14 protein-coding genes are annotated in these 15,345 nt (G+C 68.3%); 8 read left to right on the top strand and 6 right to left on the bottom strand.

Translation table 11 applies throughout. The features are described from left to right. The first annotated feature begins 21 nt into the window (after positions 1–21). From GO615_RS16500 to GO615_RS16490, 3 genes are all read left to right on the top strand, one after another. Positions 22–900 carry an NAD(P)-dependent oxidoreductase gene (locus tag GO615_RS16500; protein ID WP_169129984.1) on the top strand — a complete coding sequence of 293 codons (879 nt, stop codon included), beginning with the start codon at positions 22–24 and terminating at the stop codon, positions 898–900. Between the two features lie 50 nt (positions 901–950). Further along, positions 951–1,829, top strand: a complete 879-nt coding sequence (locus GO615_RS16495; RefSeq protein WP_169129982.1) for an AEC family transporter — start codon at positions 951–953, stop codon at positions 1,827–1,829. 228 nt (positions 1,830–2,057) lie between these two features. Then, positions 2,058–3,770, top strand: a complete 1,713-nt coding sequence (locus GO615_RS16490; RefSeq protein WP_169129980.1) for a PAS domain S-box protein — start codon at positions 2,058–2,060, stop codon at positions 3,768–3,770. A 14-nt stretch (positions 3,771–3,784) separates the two neighbouring features. On the opposite strand, the gene GO615_RS16485 is transcribed toward GO615_RS16490, so the two are convergent. The 4 genes from GO615_RS16485 to ftsY all read right to left on the bottom strand — a co-directional run bounded on the left by GO615_RS16485 (position 3,785) and on the right by ftsY (position 7,751). Next, positions 3,785–4,915, bottom strand: a complete 1,131-nt coding sequence (locus GO615_RS16485) for a radical SAM/SPASM domain-containing protein (RefSeq protein WP_169129978.1) — start codon at positions 4,913–4,915, stop codon at positions 3,785–3,787. Between the two features lie 204 nt (positions 4,916–5,119). Next, positions 5,120–6,022, bottom strand: coding sequence for a permease-like cell division protein FtsX (ftsX, locus tag GO615_RS16480; protein ID WP_169129976.1), 903 nt, complete (start codon positions 6,020–6,022; stop codon positions 5,120–5,122). Continuing rightward, complete coding sequence (locus tag GO615_RS16475) at positions 6,019–6,681, bottom strand: cell division ATP-binding protein FtsE (protein WP_169129974.1); 663 nt, start codon at positions 6,679–6,681, stop codon at positions 6,019–6,021. The genes ftsX and GO615_RS16475 overlap by 4 nt, the downstream gene beginning before the upstream one ends. After that, positions 6,678–7,751, bottom strand: a complete 1,074-nt coding sequence (gene ftsY / locus GO615_RS16470; protein ID WP_169129972.1) for a signal recognition particle-docking protein FtsY — start codon at positions 7,749–7,751, stop codon at positions 6,678–6,680. Before ftsY ends, GO615_RS16475 begins: the two co-directional genes overlap by 4 nt. A 141-nt stretch (positions 7,752–7,892) precedes the next feature. Here ftsY and GO615_RS16465 point away from each other — a divergent pair, with 141 nt between their 5' ends. The 5 genes from GO615_RS16465 to GO615_RS16445 are packed head-to-tail and all read left to right on the top strand — an operon-like array spanning position 7,893 to position 11,964. Further along, positions 7,893–9,269 (top strand): M16 family metallopeptidase, encoded by a 1,377-nt coding sequence (locus tag GO615_RS16465; RefSeq protein WP_169129970.1) that lies wholly within the window; start codon positions 7,893–7,895, stop codon positions 9,267–9,269. 1 nt (position 9,270) lies between these two features. Next, on the top strand, positions 9,271–10,671 hold the full coding sequence (locus tag GO615_RS16460; protein ID WP_211167181.1) for a M16 family metallopeptidase: 1,401 nt from the start codon (positions 9,271–9,273) through the stop codon (positions 10,669–10,671). Next, complete coding sequence (gene rsmD, locus GO615_RS16455; RefSeq protein ID WP_169129968.1) at positions 10,668–11,207, top strand: 16S rRNA (guanine(966)-N(2))-methyltransferase RsmD; 540 nt, start codon at positions 10,668–10,670, stop codon at positions 11,205–11,207. Before GO615_RS16460 ends, rsmD begins: the two co-directional genes overlap by 4 nt. Beyond that, positions 11,204–11,692, top strand: a complete 489-nt coding sequence (gene coaD, locus GO615_RS16450) for a pantetheine-phosphate adenylyltransferase (protein ID WP_169129966.1) — start codon at positions 11,204–11,206, stop codon at positions 11,690–11,692. The genes rsmD and coaD overlap by 4 nt, the downstream gene beginning before the upstream one ends. Before the next feature lie 17 nt (positions 11,693–11,709). After that, positions 11,710–11,964, top strand: coding sequence for a YfhL family 4Fe-4S dicluster ferredoxin (locus tag GO615_RS16445; RefSeq protein ID WP_169129964.1), 255 nt, complete (start codon positions 11,710–11,712; stop codon positions 11,962–11,964). Between the two features lie 108 nt (positions 11,965–12,072). Here the strand turns inward: GO615_RS16445 and GO615_RS16440 are convergent, their stop codons facing one another. Together GO615_RS16440 and mutM are read right to left on the bottom strand one after the other, a co-directional pair. Continuing rightward, the gene (locus GO615_RS16440) at positions 12,073–14,043 is read right to left on the bottom strand and encodes a dynamin family protein (RefSeq protein WP_169129962.1); all 1,971 of its coding nucleotides are present in this window, start codon (positions 14,041–14,043) and stop codon (positions 12,073–12,075) included. 173 nt (positions 14,044–14,216) lie between these two features. Beyond that, on the bottom strand, positions 14,217–15,032 hold the full coding sequence (mutM, locus tag GO615_RS16435; protein ID WP_169129960.1) for a bifunctional DNA-formamidopyrimidine glycosylase/DNA-(apurinic or apyrimidinic site) lyase: 816 nt from the start codon (positions 15,030–15,032) through the stop codon (positions 14,217–14,219). Positions 15,033–15,345: the final 313 nt, after the last annotated feature.

Here is a 15,345-nt window from a genome sequence, read left to right as displayed (position 1 = left end):
TCCCTTGCCCGAAGGACAACCATGACGACGATCGCATTCGCCGGCCTCGGCGCGATGGGCATGCCCATGGCGCGCAATCTCCTCGCCCGCGGCTACCGCGTCCGCGGCATCGACATCAATCCCGGGGCGCTCGACGCGCTGTCGGCGGCCGGCGGCGAGCGCACACCCGGCGCGGCCGCTGCGGCCCACGGCGCCGACGTGCTGATACTGATGGTCATCAACGCCGCCCAGGCCGAGCAGGTGCTCTTTGCCGACGGCGCACTGCAGGCCCTGCCTGAGGGCGGTATCGTGTGCCTGATGGCGACCTGTCCGCCGGGCGTGGTCGCTAGCCTCGCCGAGCGCGTCACAGCCACGGGCCGCCGCTTCATCGACGCGCCGGTCTCGGGCGGCACGGCCGGCGCGAGCGCGGGTTCGCTGACCATCATGGCCGCCTGCGAACGCACGAGCTTCGATGCGGTTCAGCCGGTCTTCGCCGCCATCGGCCAGCGCATCTTCCACGTCGGAGAGAAGCCCGGCCAAGGCGCCACGGTGAAGACGGTGAACCAGCTCCTGTGCGGAGTGCATATCGCGGTCGTCGCCGAAGCCTTTTCGCTCGCGGCGAAGGTCGGCGTCAACCTGAACGTGCTGCTGGAGATCATGGCCGGCTCCGCCGCCTCGAGCTGGATGCTCAAGGACCGCGGGCCGCGCATGCTGCAGGCCGAGCCGGACGTCAGCAGCGCCGTCGACATCTTCGTCAAGGATATGGGCATCGTCCTGGAGGCCGGACGCGAGGCCAAGGCCGCGCTGCCCATCGCGGCAGTCGCACACCAGATGTTCCTCGCCACGTCCGGACGTGGCGAAGGCCGGGCCGACGACAGCCAGGTCATCCGCAGCTACCACCGCCTGAACGGCCTGACCTGACACCCACCGCTTCCGCCTTCGGCGCGCACAAGGCGAAGCGGGAAACGCCCATGCTCATCCAGATCGTCAGCATCGTCTTCCCGATCTTCGCCGTCATCGTCGTCGGCTATCTCTACGGCCGCCGCCACCGGCCCGACATGATCGCGACCAACCAGGTCAACATGGAGGTGTTCGTGCCGGCGCTGGTGTTCCTGGCGCTGGCCGGACGGTCCTTCGAGTTCGCCGAGGTGAAGATGATCGCCCTCGGCGGCGCGGTGATCGTACTCGGCTCGGGCCTGCTCGGCTGGCCGATCGCGCGGCTGATGGGCTATTCGCCCAAGACGCTGCTGCCGCCGATGATGTTCAAGAACGCCGGCAACATGGGCCTGCCGCTCCTGTTGCTGGCCTTTGGCGAGCGCGCCCTGCCGGCCGCCGTGATCCTCTTCCTGATCGAGAACGTCCTGCACTTCACGATCTCGACCTGGTGGCTCGGGCACAACGTGAAGCTGTGGAAGCTGTTCCGCGAACCCGTCTTCGCCGCCGGCATGGCGGGCATCCTGGTGAGCCTGTCGGGCTTCGCGCTGTGGCCGCCGCTCATGTCCGGGGTCAAGGTGATCGCCGACGTATCGACCGGGCTCATGCTCTTCTCGCTCGGCGTGCGCCTGAACACCGCGCCCTTCGCCGAATGGCGCATCGGCCTCGTCGGCGCCGTCGCGACGCCGCTCACCGGCATGCTGATCGCCTGGCTGTTCTGCCTCGGCTTCGGCCTGTCCTCCGCGGAGACGGACGTGCTCCTGCTGTTCGGCGCCCTGCCTCCGGCCGTCCTCAATTTCATGTTCGCCGAACGCTACGGACAGGAACCGCAGAAGGTCGCCTCGATCGTCATCATGGGGAACCTCGCCGCCCTCGTATTCATCTCGGCCGCGCTGGCGATCCGGCTTTCGAGCTGATCGCGCTCGCGAGCGGAAAACGCGTAAAACATCGCACAACAGCTCGGGTTCGCGCCCCGTCCGCCGCGCGCCTGGACTACGATATCCGAAACAGGCACGCCCGGCGGCCACGGGAACCGATAGGCGCCGCACCGGATCAACAACAGGCACGCCATTAGAACAGGACGGCGGCGCTGGCTCCCGCACACGGACCGCCCGCACGTCCCGCCACACCCCGGAGAGGAGACGATGGAAGGACCCGGCACTTCGCACGCAGAGGAGATCGCACGCCTGGAAGCCGAGCTCGCGCGCAGCCGCGCGACCGCGGAGCGTGCCCGCCAGCTCATCGAGACCGCCCCCGATGCCATCGTCGTCGTGGACGCCGACGGTCGCATCATCCTCGTCAATGCCCAGACCGAGCGGCTCTTCGGCTACGCGCGCGAAGAGCTCGTCGGCCAGTCGATCGAGATGCTGGTGCCGCAGCAATTGCGTGGCAACCACGTCGGCAAACGCAACGCCTATATCCGCCAACCCAGCGTGCGCCCGATGGGCACCGGGCTGGACCTCGCCGGGCAGCGCAAGGACGGCTCGCAGGTGCCGATCGAGATCAGCCTCAGCCCCCTCGGCAACGGCGACAACGTACTGATCTCGGCCGCGATCCGCGACATCAGCGAGCGCCGCGCCGCCCAGGAGGCGCTGCGCCAGGCACGCGACGAGCTCGAACTGCGTGTGCGCGAACGCACCGCCGAACTCGAGCAGGCCAATCGCGCCCTGCAGTCGGAGATGGAGGAGCGTGCCACGGCCGAGCGCGCGCTCCATCAGGCACAGAAGATGGAAGCCGTCGGGCAGCTCACCGGCGGCATCGCACACGATTTCAACAACCTGCTGACGGTGGTGATGGGCAACCTGCAGCTCCTCGCGCGCCGCGTGCAGGACGACCCCGCGGCGGCCGAGCTCATCAAGGGCGCGATGGATGCATCCTGGCGCGGCGCCGAGCTCAACCGGCGCCTGCTCGCCTTCTCGCGCAAGCAGCGCCTGGCCCCTGTGCCGCTGGACCTCAACGACCTCGTCGCCGGCATGACCAGCCTGCTGCAGCGCAGTCTCGGCGAGCACATCAACATCAAGTTCCACGCCGCCACGGACCTGCCGGCCGCGCTCGCGGATGTCACCCAACTCGAATCGGCGCTGCTCAACCTCGCAGTCAATTCACGCGACGCGATGCCCGAGGGCGGCTCGCTGACGATCGAGACCGGCGCCATGAGTCTCGACGAACACTACGCGGCGCTCGAAGGCGACGTGAAACCAGGCGCCTACGTGATGCTGGCCGTCTCGGACACCGGCTGCGGCATGCCGCCGGAAGTCGTCCAGCGCGCCTTCGACCCCTTCTTCACGACCAAGGAAACCGGCAAGGGCAGCGGCCTCGGCCTCGCGATGGTGTACGGCTTCGTGAAACAGTCCGGCGGCCACGTGAAGATCTACAGCGAGCCGGACACCGGCACCACGGTGAAGCTCTTCCTGCCGGTCATCGCCCGCCCAGCGGGCGCGCGGCCTGCCGACGCGCCCGCCCCCCGTCCCGACGCCTCCGGCAACGAGACCATCCTCGTGGTTGAAGACGAGGACAAGGTGCGCGAACTCGTATGCCGCGTGCTCGGCGCGCTCGGCTACCGCATCCTGCAGGCCGCCGACGGCAGGACGGCGCTCGCGCTCCTCGCCCAGGACCCCGGCATCGACCTGCTGTTCACCGACGTGGTCCTGCCCGGCGGCATGAACGGCCCCGAGATTGCCCGGCGCGCGCGGCGACTGCGCCCGGACCTGCGACTGCTCTACACCTCGGGCTACACCGGCAATGCCCTGCTGGAACTTGAGGCGATCCCCGGCGAGTTCCGCATGATCAGTAAGCCCTACGTGATCGAGGACCTCGCGCAGATGGTGCGCGAAGTCCTCGACACCCCGTCAATGTAGGCCTCAAGGCATCCTCAGGGCATGACCTCGACATACTCGTAGATCTCGCAGTCCGAGATCTCGCGCCGCACCGGCAGCGTCGCCCGCGCGTACCACGCGTGCGGGTCGCGCCGGTCGATCTCCGCGCCCATGAACTTGACCAGCTCGCAGATCGGCTCCACCACCCGCTCGCGGTAGGGCACATCGTCCTGCACATACCCGACGTACAGATTCTTCATGCAGTTGCGGCGGCAGAAGGACAACGCCTCGCAGCCCTCGCACGGCATCTCGGGCGCCGGCTGCAGTGGGCTCGGCTTCAGCCAGTTGGCGTTCAGGTCGCCGCTCTGCAACTCGGGAAGATGCGTCAGGTCCGGGCACGGGAAGATGCGCCCGTCCGGCAGGATGTTGAGGATGTGCGTAGACGAACGGCACTGCGTGTGCCCGCTGCACGCCTCACGCGCCCGCGACGGCAGCACCTTGTTGCGCACCGTGCCCATCAACGGGATGAACGGATACAGGCCGTCGACGGCGAAGAACTTGTCGATCAGCTGCACCAGCGCCTCCTTCTTGCGGCGCATGTGTTCGGGACGATAAAAGCCGTGCGCCTGGGCGAACTGCCAGTAAACGTAATCGAAGGTCGGCAGCAGGCTGTCGAGTTCCTCGAAGCTGATGTCCTCGTGCCCCCAGGTCACGCGCGCGGTGAGCTTGCCGCCGAGCTTGGGTCGGATCTTCTCGATGTTGGACGTGACCTTGCGATACACCCCTCGCCCACGGTAATGGTCGGTCGTGTGCTCCGCGCCATCCACCGACACCAGCACGTTGGAGAGCTTCGCCAGCACCGCGTCGGGCAGGCGGTGCAGCAACGTGCCGTTGGTCTGCAGCTGGTAGCGCCAGGTCGGGTGGCGCTCCATCAGGCCGACGATGAAGGGGATGTTCAGCGTCGGCTCGCCGCCGTAGAAGGTGACGTAGATCTCCTTGTCCGCGAGATGCGTTGCGACGAAGGCATCCAACGTGTCGAGCGAATACTGCGCCTTGCCCTGCGAACCGACGACATCGCCGACCGCGATGGAGCAGTACGAGCACTTCAGGTTGCAGGTCAACGTCGTGAAGATGTTCAGCTCGACGCGATTGCCGACGATGGGCGAACGCAGTTCCGGCGCATTCATGTGCGAGTCCGATTCCGAAGAAAGATTTACCCCCAACATTGGGGGCGGAGATTATAGCGGGGACCGCGCAATGCGGGGCGGGTCATCGCACGCGCACTCCGGAAGCCTTTCTCTGTGGGAGCGGCTTCAGCCGCGAATCGACGCTTGTCGGGCGTGAACGGTTGATTCGCGGCTGAAGCCGCTCCCACACGACCGCCCGTCGTCTCAGCGCAGCCTTTCCGCCAGATGCCGACGCACCGAAATCGCGCTGCCGAGCCAGCCGAGCAAGACCGCAAAACCGAGGATCGCCGCGCTCTCCAGAGGCCCCGGCCCGCTCAGCGCGAACACCGCGCCGTAGGTCTCCGCCAAGCTCGCGACGGGGCGGCCCAGCGCCTGCACCGTCGCCCACACGGTCGCCAGCGCCACGCACCCGCCAAGCAGGCCCTGCAGGCTGCCGAACCAGTAGAACGGGCGGCGGATGAAGGGGTCGGTCGCCCCCAGCAGGCGGCTCACATCGATCTCGTGGCGCTGCGTGAGGATCTGCAGCCGGATCGTGTTGAAGGTCACGATCACCAGCGCGAAGCCCAGCAGGCCCGCGAGCAGCAACACTGCCGAACGGCCCAGTCCCAGCAGCGCGTGCAGGCGCTTCACCCACGCGGAATCGAGCTGCACGTGGGCCACTCCCGGCCAGGCGGCGAAGCGCGCGTGCAGGCTGTCGTAGACGGCCGGATCCTCGCCGCGGGGCGTCACGATGAAGGCATCCGGCAGCGGATTCGCGGTCAGCCCGCCGAGCACGTCGCCCAGCCCGCTCTTCTCGAGCTGGCGCAGGGCCTCGTCCTTCGTCACATGCCGATACCCCGCGAGCTGCACATCGCCGCGCAGCCGCTTCTCGGCCGCCGCGATGTCCTCGGCCGACGCATCCTGCTTCATGAACACGCTGATCTCCGGCGTGCCGGACACCCCGCGCGCCAGCGACGCGACGTTGTCGATCAGCAGGTAGCCCGCCGCCGGCAGCGACAGCGCGATGCCCACCACCAGCGCCGACAGCAGCGTGCCCAGCGGCTGCGAGGCGAGGCGCCGCAGCGCCTGCGCAAAGGCCCGCCCGTGAAGATATAACCAGTTCATCATGCGCCCGCCCCCTGCAGCAGCCCCTTGTGCAGCACCAGCCGGCGCGGGCTGTGCTGCGCGAACAGGCGCTCGTCGTGCGTCGACACCAGCACCGTGACCCCCGCGGCATTGAAGGACTTGAACAGGCTTGCGATCTCGTTCGCGTAGGCCGTGTCGAGATGCGCGGTCGGCTCGTCGGCAATCAGGATGGACGGGCGATTCACGATCGCACGCGCGATCGCGACACGCTGCTGCTCGCCGCCCGACAGCCCCGCCGGCATCTCGCGCCCGCGCCCGGACAAGCCGACGCGCTCGAGCGCCGCCGCGACGCGCTTGGCCGCATCGCGCGGCGGATGCCCGGTGATGACCAGCGGCAGCATCACGTTGTCGTACACGCTGCGGTCGTACAGCAGGCGGTGCTCCTGCAGCACCAGGCCGAGATTGCGGCGCAGGTAGGGAATCGCGCGCGGGCGCAGCGCCGAGACGTCCTGTCCGTTGATGCTCACGCTGCCCGAAGTCGGCCGCTCGATCGCAGCGATCAGCTTCAGCAGCGTGCTCTTGCCCGCCCCCGAGTGGCCCGACAGCACCGCCAGCTCGCCGTGGCGGATCTCGAAACTGACCCCGGCCAGCGCCGTATAGCCGCCGGGGTACTGCTTCACGACTTCGTTGAAGACGATCATGCCGCGCCGCCGGCTCCTGCGACGGGTTCGAACAGCGCATCGACGAACTCGCGCACCTTGAACGGCTGCAGGTCGTCGATACCCTCGCCGACGCCGATGAAGCGCAGCGGTCGCGGATACTGGCGTGCGATCGCCGCGAGCACGCCGCCCTTGGCCGTGCCGTCGAGCTTGGTGACGACCAGCCCGGTAACGCCGATCGCGGCATCGAAGGCCTTCACCTGCGCCAGCGCGTTCTGGCCGATGTTCGCGTCGAGCACCAGCAGCACCTCGTGCGGCCCGGTCGGCTCGGCCTTCGCGATCACGCGACGCACCTTGGCGATCTCCTCCATCAGGTGGAGCTGCGTCGGCAGCCGCCCCGCGGTGTCCGCCAGCACGACGTCGATGCCGCGCGCCTTCGCCGCGTTGATCGCATCGAAGATCACCGCCGCGGCATCGCCGCCCTCCTGCGCGATCACCGTCACGTTGTTGCGCTCGCCCCAGGTCATGAGCTGCTCGCGCGCCGCCGCGCGGAAGGTGTCGCCGGCCGCGAGCAGCACACTCTTGCCCTGCGACTGGAAATACTTCGCCAGCTTGCCGATCGAGGTCGTCTTCCCGGAGCCATTCACACCCGCAATCATGATGATGTAGGGCGAATGCCCCGTCACCTCGAGCGGCTGCTCGAGCGGCTGCAGCAGCGCCAGCAGCTCGTCGGCGAGCGCCTTCTGCAACTGGTCGGCAGTCTCGAGCTTGTCGCGCTTCCAGCGCTTGCGCAGCTCATCCAACAGATGCTGCGTCGCCTCGACGCCGCAATCGGCCATCAGCAGCGTCGTCTCGAGCTCTTCGAGCAGATCCTCGTCGATCTTGCGCAGCCCGAACAGGCTCGCAAGGCCGCCGCCGATCTGCTGGCGCGTGCGGGACAGGCCCGCCTTCAGCCGCTCCGCCCAGGAACGCTTGACCACCGGCTCGGGCGCGGGCTCGACCACCGGCGCAGGCACCGATGCGGGCGCGGACGGCGTGGCGGACGGCGCGACCTCGGCCTGCGGTTGCTCGACCGGCTCGGGCTTCGGGGACTTCTTCAGGAAACCAAACATGCTCACTCGGGTCTGTTGTGAGGTTTTAACGACGGCGGACGCCGAGCCGCCAATAACGCTAAGATGCGGCTTCGCGTCGAATCGGATGCCCGAACCACGGGCGACGTGAACCGCAAATTCTACCAGATGCAGGACATGTCCATGTTTCGCCAGACCTTTCCACGCGCCGCACTCGTGGCCGCCGCATTCGCCGTGGCGGCCGGCCCCCTGCAAGCCAATCCGTACGAGACCACGCTTGCGAACGGCATGAAGATCATCGTCAAGGAAGACCGCCGCGCCCCGTCCGTCGTCCACATGGTGTGGTACGGCGTCGGCGCGATGGACGAGCCCGCCGGCGTCTCCGGCATCGCCCACCTGCTCGAGCACATGATGTTCAAGGGCACCGACAAGGTCGGTCCGGGCGAATTCAACAAGCGCGTCGCCGCGGTCGGCGGCCGCGACAACGCCTTCACCTCGCACGACTACACGGCCTACTTCCAGCAGATTCCGTCCGCGCGCCTCGCAGACGTGATGCAGCTCGAAGCCGACCGCATGAGCAACCTGAAGATCACCGACGCCAACTTCAAGCCCGAGCTCGACGTCGTGAAGGAAGAGCGCCGCCTGCGCACGGACGACCAGCCGCGCTCGCTCGTCAGCGAACAGCTGATGGCGACCGCGTTCCAGGCCAACCCCTACGGGCGCCCGATCATCGGCTGGATGACGGACCTCGACACGATGACCGCGGAAGACGCGCGCAAGTGGCACAAGACGTGGTACACGCCGAACAACGCGCGCCTGGTGGTGGTCGGCGACGTCGATCACAAGTCCGTGTTCGACATGGCGCGCAAGCACTACGGCGCGATCAAGGCGCGCCCGCTGCCGCCGCGACGCATCACCACCGAGCCCGAGCAGCTCGGACCGCGCGAGACCGTCGTGAAGGCGCCCGCCGAGCTGCCCTACCTCGCGCTCGCATGGCGCGCGCCGACGCTGCGCGACCCCGAGAACGACCGCGACGTGCACGCGCTGAAAGTACTCGCCGCAATCCTCGACGGCTACGACGGCGCCCGCCTGCCGCGCCGCCTGGTGCGCGAGAACCAGGTCGCCGTATCCGCCGGCGCCGGCTACGACGGCACCGGGCGCGGCCCGCAGCTCTTCGTCATGGACGGCTCCCCCGCCGCCGGCAAGACCGTCGCAGACGTGGAGGCCGCGCTGCGCGCCGAGATCGAACGCATCCAGAAGGAAGGCGTCGCCGAGGACGAACTGCGCCGGGTCAAGACGCAGACCGTCGCCGGCCAGGTCTACAAGCGCGACTCGCTGATGGGCCAGGCGATGGAGATCGGTTTCCTCGAAGCCACCGGCCTGTCCTGGCGCGACGACGACAAGCTCCTCGAAGGCATCCGCAAGGTCACCGCCGAGGACGTCCAGGCCGTCGCCCGCAAGTACTTCACCGACAACACCCTCACCCGCGCCCGCCTCGACCCGCTGCCGCTGCCCGCCGACGCGAAGCCGCGCGCGACCGCCCCGGGAGCGAGGCACTGACATGCAGACGAAGCCCATGACCGCGTTCTTCCGTCCAAATTTCCGTCCGTTCCGCACCCTGCTCGCCTTAGCCGCCCTGCTCGGCCCGCTCGCGAGCCCGAACGCCGCCGCCGGCCCGGACATCAAGCACTGGAACGCCGCAACCGGCGCGCGCGTGTATTTCGTCGAGAGCCACGCGCTGCCCCTCATCGACATCCAGATCTCCTTCCCCGCCGGCAGCGCCTACGAACCCGACGGCGCCACGGGCGTCGCCAGCCTCACCCGCAGCCTGCTCGACGCCGGCACCGAAGGGCTGAACGAGCAGGAGATCGCCGAGCGCATCGCCGACACCGGCGCGCGCATCGGCGGCGGGGCCGACACCGACATGGCGACGCTGTCGGTGCGCACGCTGTCAAGCGCCGCCGAGCGCGATGCCGCGATCGCGCTCGCCGCCCGCCTGCTCGCAAAGCCGACCTTCCCTGCCGACATCCTCGAACGCGAACGCGCGCGCGCAATCGCCGGCCTCAAGGAATCGCTCACCCAGCCCGACACCCTCGCGTCGCGCCGCTTCATGGCGATGATCTACGGCAGCCACCCCTACGGCCGCTCCGTCACCGTGGAATCGCTGCAAGCCATCACGCGCGACCAGCTGCAGGCCTTCCACCGCACCCACTACACCGCAGGCAGCGCCGCGGTGACCATCGTCGGGGACGTCAGCCGCGACGAGGCCGATGCCATCGCACGCCAGCTCACCGAGGACCTCCCCGCCGGCACCGCGCCCGCGCCGATCGCCGCACCGCAACTGCCCGCACGCAGCAGCGAGCACATCGCCCACCCCTCGGCGCAGGCCCACATCCTGATGGGCATGCCCGGCATGAGCCGCGACGATCCGGACTACTTCCCGCTGCTCGTCGGCAACTACGTGCTCGGCGGCGGCGGCTTCGTGTCGCGCCTGACCAGGGAAGTGCGCGAGAAGCGCGGCTTCGCCTACAGCGTGTCGAGCTACTTCATGCCGCTGCGCGTCGCCGGCCCCTTCGAGATCGGCCTGCAGACCCGCGGCAGCCAGGCGGAGGAGGCACTCAAGGTCATCAACGGCGTCCTCGACGACTTCGTCGCCAAGGGACCGACGCCCGCCGAGCTCAAGGCCGCGCGCGACAACATGGTGAATGGCTTCGGCCTGCGCCTCGACTCCAACCGCAAGATCCTCGACTACGTCGGCATGATCGCCTTCTACCAGTTGCCGCTCGACTGGCTCGAGACCTACCCGAAGAAGGTCGCGGCGGTCACCGTGGAGTCGGTACGCGACGCCTTCGCCCGCCGCGTCAAGGCGGAGCACCTCGTCACGGTGGTCGCCGGCGGCGACGGCGACAACGGCACTGGCAGCGCAGCCCCTGCGGCGAAGAAGGCAGGCCACGGCAAGTGAGTCGGGTTCGCATCGTCGGCGGCGCATGGCGCTCGCGTCTCCTTGAAGTCGCGCACGTCCCCGGCCTGCGCCCGACACCGGACCGCGTGCGCGAGACGCTGTTCAACTGGCTGGGGCAGGACCTGGACGGCCTCAGCTGCCTCGACCTCTTCGGCGGCTCGGGCATCCTCGGCTTCGAGGCGGCCTCGCGCGGGGCCGAGCGTGTCGTGATCGTGGAGTCGGACGCGCGCGCCTTCGCGGCACTGCGCCAGGCCGCAATGACCCTGCAAGCGTCGCAGGTGGAGCTCATTCGCGGCGATGCGCTAAAATTCGCGCAAACCACCTCCGACAGGTTCGACGTGGTGTTCCTCGACCCGCCCTACAACCAGGGCTGGCTCGAGCGGCTGGAGCCCTGGCTCGGCCGGGTGCTGAAGCCGGACGGCTGGATTTACGCCGAATCTGAAGCAGCAGTGACTGAACTGGCAGGATTGAGCACGGTCAAGGCGGGCCGCGCCGGCCAGGTGCATTTTCATCTTCTGCATGGGAGGCAGGAATGAGGGAAGGGGTGGCGATCTATCCGGGGACCTTCGACCCCTTCACGCGCGGGCACGAGGATCTCGTGCGGCGCGCGTCGCTGCTGTTCAACAAGGTGGTCGTCGCCGTCGCCGAAAGCCGCGGCAAGGGGCCGATCTTCACGCTCGCCGAACGCGTCGAGATCGCCCGCGAGGTCGTGGCGCCGTTCGGCAACGTGGACGTCATCGGCTTCGACGGCCTGCTCATGGATTTCCTGCGCGCCCAGAACGCGCGCCTGATCCTGCGCGGCCTGCGGGCCGTGTCGGACTTCGAGTACGAATTCCAGATGGCCGGAATGAACCGGAAACTCTTTCCCGACGTCGAAACGGTATTCTTGACGCCGGCGGAGGAATACATGTTCATCTCGGCCACGATGGTTCGCGAAATCGCCCGCCTGGGTGGCGATGTCAGCAAGTTCGTGCAGCCGGCCGTCTATCAGCGGCTGCTGCAGAAAGTTTCAGTGAAGTGAATACGAGGAATTGAAAGATGGCTCTGATGATTACGGACGAATGCATCAACTGCGATGTGTGCGAGCCGGAATGTCCCAATGGCGCGATCTCGCAGGGTGACGAGATCTACGAGATCGATCCGAACAAGTGCACCGAGTGCGTCGGCCACTTCGACGAGCCGCAGTGCCAGCAGGTCTGCCCGGTCGACTGTATCCCGCTCAACCCGGATGTGGTCGAGACCAAGGAACAGCTGATGGAGAAGTTCGTCCGCCTGACCGGCAACAAGGCCTGAACTCCCCGGCCGGCGCCGGAGGATTCACGAAAAAGCGGACCGAAACGGTCCGCTTTTTCGTTCACGCCCCCCCCCCGGGGCGACATGCGTCCCCGGCCCCCGGGGCACTCAGGCCGCGCGGCCCTGCATCATCGCGGCGTCGGCCGCGACCGGCGCCGCCGCCCCCAGCGCCGCGTGGATACCGCCGGCGATCTCCTTCAGTTCCGCCAGTTGTGCGAGCATGGCCGCTTCGGCCTGCTCCAGTTCCGCGACGCGCTCCTCCAGCGTATCGGTCGCCTGATGGATGCGCTTGACGCTCTCGAGGCGGCGCTTCAACTGCAGCTGGTACTCGCGCACCTGCGTCTCCAGCGGCGACATCACCGCGCGCAGCCACTGCTCGACGTCGCGGTTCGCCACCTCGAAGGTCCGCCGCGCCTCGACCGCCACGGTCTCGAAGAACTTCTGCGTCAGCGTGTGCTTCTCGGTCGTCACCAGCGCCAGCGCGGAGTTGATCTGGCGATTGAAGGCCGACTCGAGCCGGTCGAGTTCGCGCTCGTAGCGCAGCGTCGAGAAGGCCTCGGGCGCCGCGAGCTTGAGCCCGTGCTCGACGCTGAAGCGCTTGTACATGCTGTCGAGCATGCGCGTGATCTCGGCGATCTCGTCCGCCGAGCGCGCCAGGTTGCCGCGCAGCGAAAAGAAGAAACTCTCCATCGCCTGGCGCAGGCCCTTCGTGAAGGTCGATTCCAGCATCGCCTCGCGCGTGCGCCGCGTCTCGTCGCGCAGCGCATCCATGCCCAGATGCCCCAGCAGGTTGTTTGTCAGCGTCGAGAACACGCTGCGCACCGCGTAATACTTCTGCAGCCCCTGCTCGAACTCCGTCTTCTCGCTGCGGATCTTGCGCATCATGTACTCGATCACGCTCTGGTTCTTGCCGCGCAGGTCGGTCAGCTCCTGCAGCTGCTCGCGCAAGCCGCTGAGCCGCGCGCCGAGCAGCCTATCGGTCTGCGTCACCAGGTCGTCGACCTCCGCGAGCGTGCTGTCGCGCACGATCACCTGCTTGGTCGGCAGCAGGTCCTCGGCCAGCGCTCGTTCCAGCTCGCCCAGACGACTGCGCTCGACCAGCGCGGCATCGCCGGAAATCCGTCCCACCAGCCCCTTCTGTGCCGACACCGGGAACACCGTCGTCTCGGGAACCTCCAGCGTCTCCGCGACCGAGCTCACCTGGCGCGCGATCTCCGCGTCGATCTGCGCCTCATCGCGCAGCCCGTCCCACAGGCCGTCGATCTTGTTCAGCACCACGAGCCGTCCCTTGCGCCGGTTCTGCCCGCCCTGCACGTATTCGCGCCACACCGCCATGTCGCTCTGCGTGACACCGGTATCGGCCGCCAGCACGAACAGCACCGCGTGGGCATTGGGCAGCAGCGACAGGGTCAGCTCCGGCTCCGCGCCGATCGCGTTGAGGCCCGGCGTGTCGAGCACGACCAGCCCCTGCTCGAGCAGCGGATGCGGGAACTGGATCACCGCGTGGCGCCAGCTCGGGATCTCGACCATGCCGTCGGCACCCGGCTTGAGGCCCGTCTCGCCCTTCTCGTCGATGTCGAAGCCCAGGCGCGACGCAAGTTCGGTCGCCACCCGCTCGGTTTCGCCGACGCGCGCAAAAGCCTGCTGCAGGTCCGTGAGCGACCCCGCATCGAGCCGCAGCACCATCCACTCTTCCGGGAACTGCTTGAGTTCGCTCACGCTCGCATGCGTCGCGCGCGTGCGGATCGGCAGCATGCGGATCTCGGCGCGCGCACCCGGCGTCCACTGCAGTTCGGTCGGGCACATCGTCGTGCGCCCGGCGCTCGACGGCAGCACGCGATCGCCGTGAGCGGAAAAGAAGATCGCATTGATGAGTTCGGACTTTCCGCGCGAGAACTCGGCCACGAAGGCCACCGTGAGCTTGTCGTCGCGCAGGCGGTCGAGCACGTACTGCAGCCGCAGGTCGCCCTGCACGTCGCCGAGCTCGTTGCGCGACAGCCACTGGCGCAGGCGCGCGACCGCCCCCGCCGCATCGGCACGCCACTGGCTGTAAGCGGAAAATTGATCCACGAGGGTCATGAAGGTCTCGCTCGCGCGGTCCCGCAGGCAGGGCGCGCACAGGTTTCAGATCCTGTGAGCATAGCGCCGAATCGGGCGCCATCCAATGCGTGGGCGCACGGGCTCGACCGGCGGCGCACCGGCGCCGACGAACGACATCCGCGGCCGACTACGCGTCGTCGCCGCCATTCCGGTCACATGCGCTGGCAGCGCGGGCAGAAGAAGGTCGAGCGCTGGCCGCACACCACCCGCTGCACGCTCGTCCCGCACACACGGCACGGCAGCCCTTCGCGGCCGTAAACGAAGTACTCCTGCTGGAAGTAGCCCTTCTTCCCGTCGCCGCCGACGAAGTCCCGCAGTGTGCTGCCCCCGGCGGCGATCGCCGCCAGCAGCGTCCCGCGCACCGCCTCGGCGAGGCGCCCCACACGCCGCGGCCCGACGCTTCCGGCCGGCGCCAGCGGATGGATGCCCGCGCGGAACAGGCTCTCCGACGCATAGATGTTGCCGACCCCGACGAGACGATGGCCGTCCATCAGCGCCTGCTTGATCGGCGCCCGCACGCCCTTGAATGCACGGTGCAGCCACGGGCCGGAGAACTCTTCCCCGAGCGGCTCGACGCCGAGGCGCGCGAGCAGCGGGTGCGCGAGCGCATCGCCCGGCTGCCACACGACCAGCCCGAAGCGCCGCGGATCGCGCAGACGCAGCGCCCGGTCGCCGAAGACCAGATCGACGTGATCGTGCACACCCGGCGGCTGGTCCGCATCGACCACCCGCAGGCTGCCCGACATGCCCAGATGCACGATCACGCTGCCGGCGGGAAAATCGAGCAGCAGGTACTTCGCCCGCCGCCGCACGCCCTGCAGCGGCGCGCCGGCGACGCGCTCGCCCAGGTCGGGCGGCACGGGCACGCGCAGCCGGCCGTTGCGCACGCGCACGCCGGTCATGATCCGGCCGTCGATCGCCGGGCGTATGCCGCGGCAGGTCGTTTCGACTTCAGGCAATTCAGGCATTCACGACACTCGAAATCACTGGAGACAAACTGCGGGAAACGGCCCATACAGCCGCCGCGCTTGCCCGCCAACGAAGAAACTGCATAACATCGGGCGAACGCATCCGCATTCGGGCCTTCTAACGGACGACTGCCGACGCACCGCGGCAACAGCATACGTCAGACACGACCGCATGGCCGGTTTGAAGTTCGTGCAATCCCCTCTGGGCCAAGTACATGAATCGCCTCATCTCCTCGTTCGCTTCCGGTCTGGGACTGGCCATCGCGCTGGCCTTCCCGGCCTCCGCCCAGTCAGCACCCGCCCAGTCAGCACC

The sequence above is a fragment of the Aromatoleum evansii genome (assembly GCF_012910805.1).
In the GTDB taxonomy this organism is placed as follows: Bacteria; Pseudomonadota; Gammaproteobacteria; order Burkholderiales; family Rhodocyclaceae; genus Aromatoleum; species Aromatoleum evansii.
The sequence above is the reverse complement of the archived record's forward strand: the minus strand, read 5'-3'. Positions and strand labels throughout refer to the sequence as shown.

Coding starts and splice junctions, on each gene's coding strand:
- GO615_RS16500 (WP_169129984.1), top strand. CDS start 22: ATGACGACGATCGCATTCGCCGGCCTCGGCGCGATGGGCATGCCCATG.
- GO615_RS16495 (WP_169129982.1), top strand. CDS start 951: ATGCTCATCCAGATCGTCAGCATCGTCTTCCCGATCTTCGCCGTCATC.
- GO615_RS16490 (WP_169129980.1), top strand. CDS start 2,058: ATGGAAGGACCCGGCACTTCGCACGCAGAGGAGATCGCACGCCTGGAA.
- GO615_RS16485 (WP_169129978.1), bottom strand. CDS start 4,915: ATGAATGCGCCGGAACTGCGTTCGCCCATCGTCGGCAATCGCGTCGAG.
- ftsX (WP_169129976.1), bottom strand. CDS start 6,022: ATGATGAACTGGTTATATCTTCACGGGCGGGCCTTTGCGCAGGCGCTG.
- GO615_RS16475 (WP_169129974.1), bottom strand. CDS start 6,681: ATGATCGTCTTCAACGAAGTCGTGAAGCAGTACCCCGGCGGCTATACG.
- ftsY (WP_169129972.1), bottom strand. CDS start 7,751: ATGTTTGGTTTCCTGAAGAAGTCCCCGAAGCCCGAGCCGGTCGAGCAA.
- GO615_RS16465 (WP_169129970.1), top strand. CDS start 7,893: ATGTTTCGCCAGACCTTTCCACGCGCCGCACTCGTGGCCGCCGCATTC.
- GO615_RS16460 (WP_211167181.1), top strand. CDS start 9,271: ATGCAGACGAAGCCCATGACCGCGTTCTTCCGTCCAAATTTCCGTCCG.
- coaD (WP_169129966.1), top strand. CDS start 11,204: ATGAGGGAAGGGGTGGCGATCTATCCGGGGACCTTCGACCCCTTCACG.
- GO615_RS16445 (WP_169129964.1), top strand. CDS start 11,710: ATGGCTCTGATGATTACGGACGAATGCATCAACTGCGATGTGTGCGAG.
- GO615_RS16440 (WP_169129962.1), bottom strand. CDS start 14,043: ATGACCCTCGTGGATCAATTTTCCGCTTACAGCCAGTGGCGTGCCGAT.
- mutM (WP_169129960.1), bottom strand. CDS start 15,032: ATGCCTGAATTGCCTGAAGTCGAAACGACCTGCCGCGGCATACGCCCG.